This is a genomic window from Stenotrophomonas sp. 59 (assembly GCF_030291095.1).
In the GTDB taxonomy this organism is placed as follows: Bacteria; Pseudomonadota; Gammaproteobacteria; order Xanthomonadales; family Xanthomonadaceae; genus Stenotrophomonas; species Stenotrophomonas maltophilia_Q.
Map to the genome: position 1 here is coordinate 297835 of NZ_CP127408.1, position 13821 is coordinate 311655.

10 protein-coding genes are annotated in these 13821 nt (G+C 66.3%); 6 read left to right on the plus strand and 4 right to left on the minus strand.

Annotated elements, in window-relative coordinates; genetic code table 11:
* Positions 1–37: 37 nt before the first annotated feature.
* A complete protein-coding gene (locus QP552_RS01295; RefSeq protein WP_286074754.1) occupies positions 38–841 on the minus strand; it encodes a hypothetical protein in 804 nt (267 codons plus the stop codon).
* A gap of 108 nt (positions 842–949) precedes the next feature.
* On the opposite strand from QP552_RS01295, the gene QP552_RS01300 reads away from it, so the two are divergent.
* Together QP552_RS01300 and QP552_RS01305 are read left to right on the plus strand one after the other, a co-directional pair.
* Positions 950–2242, plus strand: a complete 1293-nt coding sequence (locus tag QP552_RS01300; protein WP_106549895.1) for a tryptophan--tRNA ligase — start codon at positions 950–952, stop codon at positions 2240–2242.
* Positions 2243–2362: 120 nt separating this feature from the next.
* Positions 2363–2659 carry a hypothetical protein gene (locus QP552_RS01305; RefSeq protein ID WP_059034872.1) on the plus strand — a complete coding sequence of 99 codons (297 nt, stop codon included), beginning with the start codon at positions 2363–2365 and terminating at the stop codon, positions 2657–2659.
* Positions 2660–2773: 114 nt separating this feature from the next.
* On the opposite strand, the gene QP552_RS01310 is transcribed toward QP552_RS01305, so the two are convergent.
* On the minus strand, positions 2774–3718 hold the full coding sequence (locus QP552_RS01310) for an IS481 family transposase (protein ID WP_286074755.1): 945 nt from the start codon (positions 3716–3718) through the stop codon (positions 2774–2776).
* A 202-nt stretch (positions 3719–3920) separates the two neighbouring features.
* Here QP552_RS01310 and QP552_RS01315 point away from each other — a divergent pair, with 202 nt between their 5' ends.
* Positions 3921–4853: an MBL fold metallo-hydrolase gene (locus QP552_RS01315; RefSeq protein ID WP_286074756.1), complete on the plus strand. Its 933-nt coding sequence runs from the start codon at positions 3921–3923 to the stop codon at positions 4851–4853.
* Between the two features lie 105 nt (positions 4854–4958).
* Positions 4959–6611 (plus strand): M28 family metallopeptidase, encoded by a 1653-nt coding sequence (locus QP552_RS01320; protein WP_286075897.1) that lies wholly within the window; start codon positions 4959–4961, stop codon positions 6609–6611.
* A 589-nt stretch (positions 6612–7200) separates the two neighbouring features.
* On the opposite strand, the gene QP552_RS01325 is transcribed toward QP552_RS01320, so the two are convergent.
* Positions 7201–8535, minus strand: coding sequence for an MFS transporter (locus QP552_RS01325; protein WP_106549891.1), 1335 nt, complete (start codon positions 8533–8535; stop codon positions 7201–7203).
* Between the two features lie 223 nt (positions 8536–8758).
* Between QP552_RS01325 and yedA the strand changes: the two genes are divergently transcribed.
* Both yedA and rarD read left to right on the plus strand, forming a co-directional pair.
* Entirely contained in the window at positions 8759–9664 is a 906-nt protein-coding gene (gene yedA, locus QP552_RS01330) for a drug/metabolite exporter YedA (RefSeq protein WP_286074758.1), read from the plus strand.
* On the plus strand, positions 9661–10557 hold the full coding sequence (gene rarD / locus QP552_RS01335; protein WP_286074759.1) for an EamA family transporter RarD: 897 nt from the start codon (positions 9661–9663) through the stop codon (positions 10555–10557). Before yedA ends, rarD begins: the two co-directional genes overlap by 4 nt.
* 147 nt (positions 10558–10704) lie before the next feature.
* Here the strand turns inward: rarD and QP552_RS01340 are convergent, their stop codons facing one another.
* Positions 10705–13563 (minus strand): TonB-dependent receptor, encoded by a 2859-nt coding sequence (locus QP552_RS01340; RefSeq protein ID WP_286074760.1) that lies wholly within the window; start codon positions 13561–13563, stop codon positions 10705–10707.
* Positions 13564–13821 lie beyond the last annotated feature (258 nt).

The window sequence follows — 13821 nt, forward strand, 5'->3', positions numbered from 1 at the left end:
CCGCACCGTGAGGTTGCGGGCGTTGTGTTGCCTGCGCTCAGCGCGCCGGCGGGTCCGGCACGTAGCGGTTCGGGAACGCCTGCGGTTCGCGCGGCAGGCGCGACGGCGGTGTATCGACCAGGATGCCGCGCGCGCGCAGGTTGCGGGGGCTGTCGTAGCGCAGCTGCAGCACCTGGGCAGGACTGCGGCTGGCGCGCTCGAAGTCGGTATCGCGTACCGAGGACTGTTCGCGTGCGCCGTGGCCGGTGCCCAGCGCAGGGGCCTGCGACTTGCTGGCATAGCCCTCGATGCGGCTGGCACTGGCATCGGCGGCAGCCTCGGCTTGCGCGGCCGGTGCCGGCAGCGGCACGCCACGGCGCAGGATCGGCTCCGGACGCCAGCGGCGCGCCTCCTCGAATACTGCAACACCGACCACGCCGATGTTGTCCGGGCGGCCGGTGCGGCTGGCATAGCTGCCGCTGGGGCTGCTGAACACGAACTGCGCCACTTCGTCCTGGCTCTTGCGCCAGCCGGTGATGTCGGCGCGCTGGCCGGGGTTGAGCACGTAGCCGGTCTGCGAGGGATCGGCATCCTCGCCGGAGATGGCGTTGACGCCGTCCACCGACAGCACCACCAGCACCCGGCGCGGGCTGTCGTTGTACAGGCGCACGGCGTAGCGGTGGCCGCGCTCGCCGGCTACCCAGCGCTGGCCTTCGGCGGGGTAGCTGCGCAGTTCGATGCCACGGTCGCGGTCGACCAGGGCCATGCGCACGGGGCCGCCCGTGTACACCGGCGGCGGGGGCGGGGCCGGGCGGAAACCGGCCAGGGGCAGGATCAGCAGCAGGGGCAGCAGGCGTTTCATCGGGCGTCTCCAGCGGGGTTGGGTGAATGAACGCGCCGCCGGCCCTGACGGGGTTGGCCGCCGGCACGGTAAACTGGCCCCGTTCATCGAAGGTTTCCCCACGCAGTCATGACGACCCGAGTCCTTACCGGCATCACCCCCTCCGGCACGCCCCACCTGGGCAACTACGTTGGCGCCATCCGTCCGGCGATCGCGGCCAGCCGCGCCCCGGGGATCGAGAGCTTCTTCTTCCTGGCCGACCTGCACAGCCTGATCAAATCCCAGGACCCGCAGCGCACTCAGCGCGCGACCCTGGAAATCGCGGCCAGCTGGCTGGCCTGCGGCTTGGACCCGGAACACGTGTGGTTCTACCGCCAGAGCGACATCCGCGAGACCACCGAGCTGATGTGGTTCCTGACCGCCATCGCCAGCAAGGGCATCCTCAATCGCGCGCACGCCTACAAGGCGGCGGTGGACAAGAACCGCGAGGAAGGCGTGGATGAAGATGCAGGCGTCAGCGCCGGCCTGTTCATGTACCCGGTGCTGATGGCCGCCGACATCCTGATCTTCAAGGCCAACCAGGTACCGGTCGGCCGCGACCAGATCCAGCACATCGAAATGGCGCGCGATTTCGCCCAGCGCTTCAACCACGTGTACGGCAAGGAGTATTTCCCGCTGCCGGACGTGGTGATCGACGAGCAGGTGGCGACGCTGGCGGGCCTGGATGGCCGCAAGATGAGCAAGAGCTACCACAACACCATTCCGCTGTTCGTGCCGCGCGAGGAGCTGAAGAAGCTGGTGTTCTCGATCCTGACCGACTCGCGCGCACCGGGCGAGCCGAAGGACACCGAGGGCTCGGCCCTGTTCCAGATGTACCAGGCGTTCGCCACCCCGGAACAGACCGCCGAGTTCGCCAAGGCGTTCGCCGCCGGCATCAGCTGGGGCGATGCCAAGCAGCAGCTGTTCGAGCGCATTGACAGCGAGTTGTCGCCGCTGCGCGAGCGCTACAACGCGCTGATGGCCGAACCGGAAAAGATCGAAGCGCTGCTCAAGCGCCGTGGCCAGCAACTGCGCGAGCAGCTGGCGGCCCCGTTGCTGGATGAACTGCGCCATGCGGTGGGCCTGCGCGACCTGTCCACTGCCGGCGACATCGCCAGCGAGGACGCCGGCGTGGCCCGCGTGGCACCGCCGCTGTTCAAGCAGTACCGCGAGAAGGATGGTCGCTTCTACTTCAAGCTGACCGCCGGCGACGGCACACTGCTGATCCAGAGCGAAGGCTTCGATTCGCCGCGCGATGCCGGCCAGCTGATCGCGGTGATCAAGCAGGCAGAGCAGGGCGACCAGCTGCAGAGCGAACTGTTCAAGCTGGAAGCCGAAGTGGACGCGGTGCTGGCTGCGCTGGCGGCGCTGCGCGCCGAGTGATCGGTAGTGCCGGCCGCTGGCCGGCATTTCCCGTGCAGCCGGCCAGCGGCCGGCTCTACACGGCATTGCCCCCATGGCATGATGTCCGCGCGCCCCCGGCGCGATGACATGGAGTCTGCGATGGCCTGGTTGTCGCTGCTGCTGTTCCTGCCCTGGTTCCTGCTGCTGGGCAGCCTGTACTGGCTGTTCCCGCGCCAGCCGCGCACTCCGCGGCGGCGCCTGTTCGATGGCACCACCCTGCTGCTGGCCTTCGCGCTGAGCATCGTGTCGATGTTGTGGGGGTATCGCCTTGGCATGGCACAGCCTGGCGCCGGCCCGATCTGGCCGCAGGTGCTGGCGGTGCTGTACGCCTACGGCGCATTCCTGGCGGTGCTGGTACTGGCCCTGCTACTGCGGCCGCGGTTCGCATTGCGCTGAACCTGGCCCTTGCGCACCCGATGGACCTGCGGTTGGTGGGCCTGCGCTTGCCTTGGTAGAGTCGACTGTCAGTCGACTGCTCTTCTGGAAGCCCGCGCTGCGCGCGACAGTCGACTAACTGTGTAAACCCACCACGTTGTTCAGCAGGACTCTGGAAATAGGTGGCTGACCACCGATCCCCATGTGAGGGCGGTGCCAGTTGTAGTGGTGCAGCCATTGGGTCAGCACGGAATTGCGCTGGTCCGAGGAGGCGTATTCGCGGGCGTAGGCCCATTCACGCAGGCTGGTTTGGATGAAGCGCTCCGCTTTGCCGTTGGTGCGCGGGGTGTACGGTTTGGTCCGCATGTGCTTGATCCCAAGGGACTTAAGTAGCTTGGCGAATGCAGTGGAGCGATAGCACGCCCCGTTGTCGGTCAGAATTCGTTTGAAGGTGATTCCCAGGCTGGCGTAGTACTCCAAGGCACCAAGCAGTGCTTGGCAGGCCGTTTCCTTTTGTTCGTCGGGGTGAACGCTGCTGTAGGCGATGCGGGAGTGATCGTCGATAGCCACGTGCACGTAGCCCCAGCCTCCGCCACCGGCATTTCCTCGGCGCTGGGCGTCGGTTCTATGGCCCGGCCGCTGGAAGTTGCCCAGCTTCTTGATGTCCAGGTGTAGCAGCCCTCCGGGCTGATCGTATTCGTATCGGATGACCTCCTTAGGCGGATCCAGCCGGCACAAACGATTGAGGCCGTGGGCGCGCATCAGCCTGGAAATGGTGCTGTGGCCGATCCCCAAGGCTTTGGAGATGGTCAGATAGGTCTGCCGTTTACGGCGACACTCCTTGATCTGCTCGACCACCGGTGCAGATGTGGCATGTGGTGTCCGGTGAGGGCGTGAGCTGCGGTTTTCCAGTCCTGACACCCCCAATTCCCGGAATCGGGCCAGCCATTTGTAGGCCGTACGCACACTTACGCCGCATGCTTGGGCTGCTTCCTCTGGGCGCAGGCCCTCGTGGAGGATGCGGCGAACAAGAAGTGCTCGACTATGGACGGTCAAACGGGCATTTTTATGGGGGTTCATCCGGGCTCTTTGGGGTCTGGAGAGGTGTGGTAACCACCATTTTCCAAAGATGTCCCGGATGAACAACCTACAGAGAGATCACAACTAACAGTCGACTCTACCCGGCCAGCAACCGGCACTACCCGACCAAAGCCGCATCGAACCGGAGCCGCCCGCGCGCCTACCATGGGCATCTGTTCCCGACCCTGCCAGGTGCGTGCCGATGACCGCCGACCCCAGCATCCACACCATTGATACCGGCTTCCAGCGCCCGGACTTCGATGCGGCCTACCTGATCGTTGAAAACGGCCGCGCCGCCTTCGTCGATTGCGGCACCGGTCTGTCGGTACCGGCCATGCTGCAGGCGCTGGCCGACACGGGGCTGGGCGTGGATGCGGTGGACTGGCTGCTGCTGACCCATGTGCACCTGGACCACGCTGGTGGTGCCGGCCTGCTGATGCAGCGGCTGCCCAACGCGAAGGCGGTGCTGCATCCGCGTGGTGCACCGCACATGATCGACCCGACCCGGCTGATTGCCGGTGCCACGGCGGTGTACGGCGCCGAAGAGATCGCGCGCAGCTATGGTCGTATCGAGGCCATTCCCGAACACCGTGTGGTGGTGGCCGAAGACGGGCACCGCATCGATCTGGCCGGCCGCGAGCTGGTGCTGCTGCACACGCCGGGCCACGCGCTGCACCACTACTGCGTGTGGGATGCGCGCAGCCGCAGCTGGTTCACCGGCGATACCTTCGGCATCTCCTACCGTGAACTGGACAGCGCGCAGGGCGCTTTCATCTTCCCCACCTCGTCTCCGGTGCAGTTCGACCCGGAGGCGATGAAGGCCTCGATCCGGCGCATGCTCGACTACGCGCCACAGGCGATGTACCTGACCCACTATGGCCGCGTTGAGCAGGTGCAGAAGCTGGCCGAGGACCTGTTCGAACAGATCGATGCGATGGCCACCATCGGCCGCCAGTGCGATGGCCGCCCGGACCGTCATCGCTGCCTGCTGGCCGCGTTGCAGGCGCTGTACCTGGAACGCGCGCAGCAGCATGGCTGTGCGCTGGACCAGGCGGCGGTTACGGCGGTGCTGTCGATGGACATCGAGCTGAACGCACAGGGCCTGGCCTGCTGGCTGGACCGCATCCGTCGGTAGATCCACGCCATGCGTGGATGGCGCAAGCCCACGCTGCACCGTGATGTCACGACCACGTTACACTCTGGTGACTTCCAAGCCTGCCGTGGTACTGCCGTGAATCCGATGCGCGTGTTGCTGCTGTCGTCCTGCCTGTTCGTCGGTGGCCTGGCCCATGCGGCCAACGACCTGCCGGGTGGTGGCATCGATCCGCAGGCACTGTCGCGGCATGTGCGTGTGCTGGCGTCGGATGAATTCGAGGGCCGCGCGCCGGCCACCGAGGGCGAAGAGCGCACGGTGCAGTACCTGATCGAGCAGTTCCGCAGCTACGGCCTGCAGCCGGGTGGCGTGGACGGCAGCTGGGTGCAGCCGGTGCCGCTGGTGCGTGCCCAGCTGGATGGCGCGGCCAAGGCCAGCCTGTCGCTGAAGCAGGGCAAGCGCGCGCTGGCCAACGGTGTGGACGTGACCCTGCAGAGCCTGCAGCCGCGCAAGCGCGTGCAGATCAAGGATGCGCCGCTGGTGTTCGTCGGCTACGGCATCGACGCGTCGGAACGCCACTGGAACGATTACAAGGACGTGGACCTGCACGGCAAGATCGCCGTGGTGCTGATCAACGACGCCGATTTCGAGGCCGATGCACCGGGCGCGTTCGACGGCAAGGCGGTGACCTACTACGGTCGCTGGACCTACAAGTTCGAGGAAGCCGCACGCCGTGGCGCCGAGGGCGTGCTGATCGTGCACGAGACCGCTCCTGCGGCCTATGGCTGGGCCACGGTGAAGAGCTCGGGCACCTCGCCGCTGTTCGACATCGAGCGCGGCCAGGCTGAAGCGATGGCGCAGCACACGCCGCTGCGTGGCTGGATGCAGCGTGAGCTGGCCGAGGCGATCTTCGCCGACGCCGGCCTCGACTTCGATGCCGAGAAGCGCAAGGCGATGCGCGCCGACTTCCGCCCGGTGGCGCTGGATAACGCCAGGCTGAGCGTGGACTTCGCGCTGAAGCGCGAACAGGTGGTGACCCGCAACGTGGTGGCCAAGCTGCCCGGTGGCGCGCATGGCGACGAGGCGGTGATCTTCTCCGCACACTGGGATGCCTTCGGCATCGGCCAGCCCGACGCCAAGGGTGACCGCATCCGTCGTGGCGCGATCGACAACGCCACCGGCGTGGCCACGGTGCTGGAGCTGGGCCGCGTATTTGCTGCCGGCCCGCAGCCGCAGCGCACGTTGTACTTCGTGGCGCTGACCGCCGAAGAGAAGGGCCTGCTGGGCGCCAGCTACTACGCCGCGCATCCACTGGCGCCGCTGGACAAGACTGCCGCGGTGCTGAACATCGAGATGTTCAGCCCGGATGGCCCGACCCGTGACATTGCGTCGTGGGGCAAGGGCCGTGTCTCGCTGGAAGGCGACCTGGAGCGCGTGGCCAAGGCCCGTGGCCGCAGCTACAGCCCGGATCCGAACCTGGAGGCCGGCTTCTTCTACCGCGCCGACCACTTCGCCTTCGCCCGCCTGGGCGTACCGGCGATCACCATCGGCCCGGGCCTGGACAAGCTGGACGGCGGCGTTGAAGCCGGCCGTGCGCTGCGCGAGAAGTACTTCGCCGACTGCTACCACCAGGCCTGCGATGCCTGGACCCCGAGCTGGGACCCGAGCGGCCACGCCGCCGACACCCTGCTGGTCTATGACCTGGGCACGGAGCTGGCCAACAGCCGCCGCTGGCCGACGTGGGAAAAGGAATCGGAGTTCCGCGGCGCGCGCGACAAGAGCGAATCCGCCCGCCGCTGATGGGCCGGTGAATGACGGTGTGTAGAGTCGACTGTCAGTCGACTATCGCGCGCAGCGCGGGGCTTTTCGCTATCTGATCAAAGAGCAGTCGACTGACAGTCGACGCTACCCCGCCGGGGCTTCGACGATTCACCATCGTGGAATGGATGTCGCGATGCAGGCGGTAGAGTCGACTATCGCGCGCAGCGCGGGGTTTTTCGCGGTCTGATCGAAGAGCAGTCGACTGACAGTCGACGCTACCCTGTCGGGGCTTCGACGATTCACCATCGTGGGATGGATGCCGCGATGCAGGCGGTAGAGTCGACTATCGCGCGCAGCGCGGGGTTTTTCGCTATCTGATCGAAGAGCAGTCGACTGACAGTCGACTCTACCCCGTCGGGGCTTCGACGATTCACCATCGTGGGAAGGATGCCGCAATGCAGGCGGTAGAGTCGACTGTCAGTCGACTATCGCGCGCAGCGCGGGGTTTTTCGCGGTCTGATCGAAGAGCAGTCGACTGACAGTCGACTCTACCGTGCAGGTTTCATCCGGCCGGTCTTCCACAGCGGCCACCGGCATTGCACCGGTGGCCGCGATCACTACCGCGCCCTTACTTGCGGGTGCCGTCGAGCCAGTTCGGGCCCTTGTTGGTCAGGAAGAAGATGTAGACCACCAGCGAGACCGCGATCGTCGCGGTGACGTAGATGGCGAACCAGTCGACATGGCCGGTCTTCAGTGCGCCCTGGTACAGCAGCGGGGCGGTGCCGCCGAACAGCGAGTTGGCCAGCGCATAGCCCAGGCCCACGCCCAGTGCACGCACGTGGGTGGGGAACAGCTCGGCCTTCACCACCGCGTTGATCGAGGTGTAGCCGGTGAGGATGACGAAGGCCAGTGCCAGGGTCAGGAACGCCAGCGTGGCGTCGTGCTGGTGCGGCAGCTGGGTGATCAGGTACCAGCTGTACAGCACGCCGCCGACACCGAAGAACACCAGCAGGGTCTTGCGACCGATGATGTCCGACAGCCAGCCGCCGACCGGCTGCAGCACCATCAGGAACGCCAGCACGCCCAGGTTGATCAGGGTGCCGGTCATCGGGTCGTTGCCCGCGAAGGCGCTCTGGATCATCTTCGGGCCGTTCACCGAGTAGGTGTAGAAGGCCACGGTGCCACCGGCGGTGATCAGGAAGCACAGCAGCAGCGGCCGCCACTGGTGCACGAACAGCTCGTACATCGAGCCGGACTTCTGGGCCTTGCCCTCGCGCGCGGCTTCGATCGACGACTCCGACAGCGATTCGTCCATGCCACGGCGCAGCCAGAACACCACCACTGCGGCGATGCCACCGATGCCGAAGGCGATGCGCCAGCCCCACTCGGAGATTTCCGGCTTGCCCCAGAAGGTCAGCATCAGCAGCAGGGTCAGCTGGGCCAGCACATGGCCGCCGACCAGGGTGACGTAGTGGAACGAGGACAGGAAGCCGCGACGGCCCGGAATGGCGGCCTCGGACATGTAGGTGGCGCTGGCGCCGTATTCGCCGCCGGTGGCGAAGCCCTGCAGCAGGCGCGCAAACAGCAGGATGACTGCTGCCCAGATACCGATGCTGGCCGCCGTGGGCGTAATGGCGATCAGGAACGAGCACAGCGCCATCAGCGTGACCGAGACGGTCAGGGCCAGGCGGCGGCCGTGGCGGTCGGCGAAGCGGCCGAAGAACCAGGCGCCGATCGGGCGCATCAGGAACGTGGCGGCGAAGATCGCCCACACGTACATGGTGGAGTTCTTGTCGTCCGGCGAGAAGAACTGTGATTCGAAGTACACGGCGAATACCGAGTACACGTAGACGTCATACCACTCCACCAGGTTGCCGGCGGAGCCTTTGAGGGTATTGGAGATCGACCGCCGCAGGGCGGCGCGGTCGTTCGCGGGTACGGCGGGTTGGGACGTAGTGCTCATCTGGGTGGGAATCCTCGATGCGGCGCGTCCGTGCGCAGGGAAAACGGCGCCCGGCCTTGGGGCGGCGCGGCCGGGCAGCCCTCTTGGTACTGCATGGGCCGTCAACACGGGGTAGCAGACCAGAGCAGGGTGCATGGATGGATGACAGCGTGCCACCGTACGGGGTGCCGGACCATACTCAAAACGTCCTAGAATCCGCCTTCCCCCGGCTCCCTGGTGTGTCATGTCGGCTCCCCCCTCTTCGTCTGCGGCTGCCCCCCGGGGTGGCCTTGTCGCGCTGGCATTGCTGCTGGTCTACGTGGTCTGGGGCTCGACCTACCTGGGCATCGCCAAGGCCCTGCATGGCGGTGCGCTGCCGCTGACGATGGTCTCCGGCAGCCGGTTCATCATTGCTGGCGGCCTGATGTTCCTTGCCCTGCGCCTGTTCTGGAAGATGCCGAACCCGACGCTGCGGCAGTGGCGCAACCTGGTGGTGATGGGCGTGACCATGCTGGTGCTGGGCAACGGCATGGTGGTTCTGGCCGAGCGTGAGGTGTCCTCGGGCCTGGCCGCGACCGCGGTGGCCTCGGTGCCGCTGTGGATGGCGCTGTTCTCGGCGCTGCGCGGCCAGCATGCCCGCCGCGGTGAGTGGCTGGGCATCGCCATCGGCTTCCTCGGCGTGGTCTGGCTCAATGCCGGCAGCAGCCTGACGGCCTCGCCGACCGGGCTGGTGCTGCTGCTGATCGCGCCGGTCGGCTGGGCCTTCGGTTCGGTGTGGGCACGTGGCCTGGACCTGCCGGGCCCGTTCATGACCGCCGCCGGGCAGATGATCTGCGGTGGCGTGCTGCTGGTGCTGATCGGCCTGGCGGTCGGCGAGCGCCCCACCACGCTGCCCGATACCGGTGGCCTGCTGGCGATGGCCTACCTGTGCGTGTTCGGTTCGATCGTGGCGTTCACCGCCTATGTGTGGCTGCTGCAGAACGTGCGCCCGGCGCTGGCCGGCAGCTATGCGTACGTCAATCCGGTGATCGCGGTGCTGCTGGGCGCACTGTTGAACGGTGAACGATTCGGCTGGCGCGACCTGCTGGCGATGGCGGTGATTCTCCTGGGTGTGGTGGTGTTGACAATGGCAAGGACGAGAAAGAAGTGAGCATGGACGAGCAAGAACAACGCCGGGGCCTGCTGGTCACTGCGTCCACCTTCGTGATCTGGGGCCTGGTGCCGGTGTACTGGCACCTGCTCAACGAGGTGCCTTCGTTCCAGATCATCGCCCACCGCATCATCTGGAGCACCGTGCTGGTGCTGGGCTGGCTGTTGCTCAGCGCGCGCCTGGGCTGGTGGCAGAAGATTGCCGCCCAGCCGCGCGCGCTGCCGATCCTGCTGGTGTCCAGCCTGACCATCGCCTTCAACTGGGGCCTGTACATCTGGGCGGTCAATGCCGGCCACGTCATCGAGACCAGCCTGGGCTACTTCATCAATCCGCTGGTGAACGTGCTGCTGGGCGTGCTGGTGCTGAAGGAGCGCCTGCGCCGCCTGCAATGGGTGGCGGTGGCGATGGCAGCGGTGGGCGTGGCCTGGCTGACGATCGACGCGGGTACACCCCCGTGGATCGCGCTGGGCCTGGCCTGTTCGTTCGGCCTGTATGGCCTGCTGCGCAAGCTGGTCTCGGTTGATCCGGTGGCCGGCCTGGGCGTGGAGAGCATGTACCTGTTCCTGCCGGCGCTGGCGTTTGCGATCTGGGCCGAGAACGGCCATGGCGGCGCGTTCTTCCATGGCTGGGGCTGGCGCAACGACCTGCTGCTGATCTTCGGCGGCGCGGTCACTGCGGTACCGCTGATCGGCTTCGCCTACGGCGTGAAGCGCATTCCGCTGTCGCTAGTCGGCATCCTGCAGTACATCGCGCCGAGCCTGCAGCTGCTGCTGGGCGTGTTCTTCTTCCACGAAGCGTTCGACACCGCCAAGGCAATCGGGTTCGCGGCGATCTGGGCTGGCCTGATCCTGTTTGTCGGCGACAACATCCGCACGATGCGCGCGAAGCGGTAACGACCCAGGGGTCAGAGCCCTTCGTGTAGCGAAGGGATCCGACCCCCGCCTTCCGGCAAAAAAAGAACGGCGCCCCGAGGGGCGCCGTTCTGCTTCCATCCACCGCCAGGAGAGAGAGATGGCGGTGGCGGGAACGCGGTTGCAGGCTTAGAAGCGCTGCTGGTACTTCATGTACATGAAACGACCGATGTCGAAGCCACCGTAGTAGGTGAAGCTGCTGTTCGGCTGGCTGTACATGATCGGACCCTGGTGGTCGAAGACGTTGTTCACGCCCAGCGACACGGTGCCGTCCCACGGCAGGCTGTAGCGCACCTGCAGGTCGTGGAAGGTGTTGGAGCCCACCTTGCGGCTCGGCTGCGCATCGGTGTACGGCGAGACGAAGCCGGCCATGTTGCAGTCCGGGCCACCGGCCAGGTCATACGAACAGGCTTCCTTCATGCCCGAGTAGTAGCGGGCGGTCCAGCCGATGCCCAGGTCGCCGTACTGCCAATCCAGGTTGAAGGTCGAACGGACGCGGAAGTTGCCCTGCCAGCCGGTCTTCTGCTCCACCGGCGTGGTGGCGGCGCTGTCGTTGCGCTGCTCCAGGTAGTCGGTGTAGGTGGTGTTCCAGGTGGCGGCGAAGCGGCCGAACGCGGTTTCCGGCAGGCGGTAACGCAGGCTGAAGTCATAGCCGGCGGTTTCGCGGTAACCCGCATTGACCAGCGAGCGGTCCAGCGACGTCACCTGGCCCAGCGTCTTGGCACTGGTGGAACGGGTGAAGCGGCCGCAGGCCGAATCCACGCCCTGCACGTAGCACTGGTTGAGGATGTCGGTGGCCGACTCGCCCACGATCGCGTTGTCGATGCGGATCTTCCACCAGTCCAGGCTGACGTCCAGGCCCGGCACGAACTCGGGGCTGTACACCAGGCCCACGGTCCAGGTCTTGGCGGTTTCCGGCTTCAGGTTCGCATTGGAACCGGAGTCGAAATCGGCGATGCCCTGCTGGCCCGGACGGTTGGCGACGTTGCCTTCCGACGCGGTCTGCTGGCGGAAGTTCGCCGGCACCTTCAGCGCCTGGCAACGTGCGGCCACGGTCGAGCTGCTGGCAGCGATGCCGAACGAGGTATCGCACGGATCGGTGAACGAATCACGGCTCTTCACCGCACCGCCGTACAGGTCGTCCACGGTCGGCGCACGGAAGCCGGTGCCATAGGTCGCGCGCACCAGCAGGCTGTCGATCGGCTTCCACTTCAGGCCGAACTTGCTGTTGGTGGTCGAACCGAAGGTGTTGTAGTCGGTGTAGCGGCCGGCCAGGTCCAGCGACAGTTCACGCGCGAACGGCATGTCGGCCAGCAGCGGTACCTGCAGCTCCAGGTAGACCTCGTTGAGCGAGTAGTCGCCACGGGTCGGCTGGCCAGTGGTGCCGGCAATCTGGCCCTTCTGCACCATCAGGTCCGGGGTGTAGCTGGCTTCTTCGCTGCGGTGCTCGAAGCCCATCGCGGCCATCACGTCGCCGGCCGGCAGGGTGAACACCGAACCGGAGATGTTGGCGCTGGCGACCTTGGTGGTGCTCTTCATCTTGTCGACGAAGCGGGTGAACAGGTAGTCCTGCACGTCCTGGTTGCTCAGCGAGCCCGGGCCCGCATAGCCCATCGGCGCGGCCGGGTTCCACGGCACGCAGCCGGCGATCACCGCGCCCGGGGTGCCGCAGCGTGCCACGGTGCCATCCATGAAGGACGGGCCGACCGCCAGGTCGACGTGCGGCTGGTACATGCTGCCGGTACCGATGCGCTCGCCTTCATTGCGGTTGTACATGTAGCTGACGTTCCAGTCCCAGTAACGCGAACCGGTTTCGAAGCTGCCTTCCAGGCCGATGCTGGCGCGCTTGGTGTCCAGGTTGTTCTCGGTCGCACGCGGCATTTCTTCGGTGCGGTGCGAGAACAGCACGTCCTGGCCCCAGTGGTTGAACGCGCTGTCCTTGGACAGGGCGGCACGGGAACCGTTGCGGGCCTGTGCGGTGGACACCGAGTAGGGGTAGCCGGCCAGGTGCTTGGTCGACTCGCGCTTGCTGTACAGCGCGTCGGCGACGATGCGCAGGTCATCGGTGATCGAGAAGCCACCGTTGGCGAACACCGAAGTGCGCTCCAGGCCGCTCAGCAGGCTCATGTTGGTCTTGGTGTTGGCACCGTCGGCCGGATTGGGCGTGTGGAAATTGCCCTTCTGGCTCGGGTCGCCGCCCGGGCCCACGGTCAGCGACTTGCCGTCGACGGTGACGCTGCCCCACTGCGTGGTCTGGTTCAGTGCCTTGATGTCGTCGGGATGGCGCGGGCCACCCGGGTAACGGCTGAACTCGCGCTCGCTGCCGAGGATCTCGTCTTCCTTGGTGCGCTCGGCGCCGACGCTGAACCAACCGCGGTCGAAGGTCTTGCCGAAGGTGGCGCTGTAGGAGCGCTTCTGGCCGTCGCCTTCACCGTACTGGCCGACGTAGACGCTGGCTTCGCCACCGTCGAAGTTCTTGCGGGTGATGATGTTGACCACACCGGCGATGGCGTCCGAGCCATACAGCGCGGATGCGCCGTCGGTCAGCACTTCCACGCGCTCGACAATCGCCGAGGGAATCGAAGCCAGGTCGGAGTAGCCGCCGGCGCTGACGCCCATGCGGCGGCCGTCGATCAGCACCAGGCTGCGTTCCGGGCCGAGGTTGCGCAGGCTGACGTACGTGCCGCCGAAGTCGCGCGAAGAACTCAGCGACGACGAGCGGCTCAGGCTCGGTGCGCCGGCTGCAGTGACGTCCTGCAGGATGTCGGCGACGTTGATGTAGCCCTTCTTCTCGATCTCGGCGCGGCTGAGCGCGACGACCGGCTGTGCGGTCTCGACACTGGCCTGGCGGATGCGCGAGCCGGTGATTTCGATGCGGTCGAGGTTGGTCGGGGTATCGCCGGCGCTCTGTGCGAAGGCGGGGGTGGTGCAGCTGGCGGCCAGCGCGATGACGATCGCGTTGCGCAGCGGAGTGGTTTTCAGGGACATCCGTGACATCTCGTGTTTCAGGAAAACAAGCGTCCGTTCTGTGGGCGCGTGGGGTGCTGCAAACCAACGTGGGGGCCGGGATTCTAGAGTGTTTCCATTCGTAACTGTTTGTCGCCATGCTGCTGAATGTGCGCGAAGATGAATCGCAACCAACAATCCACAGATGCGATGTGCGCAGCGTCACGCACGTTGCGTGCGCGATGGGCAGAGGCATCGATAGCGGCTGCGTTGCCGCGATCTGTAGTGACGTGTGTGCGC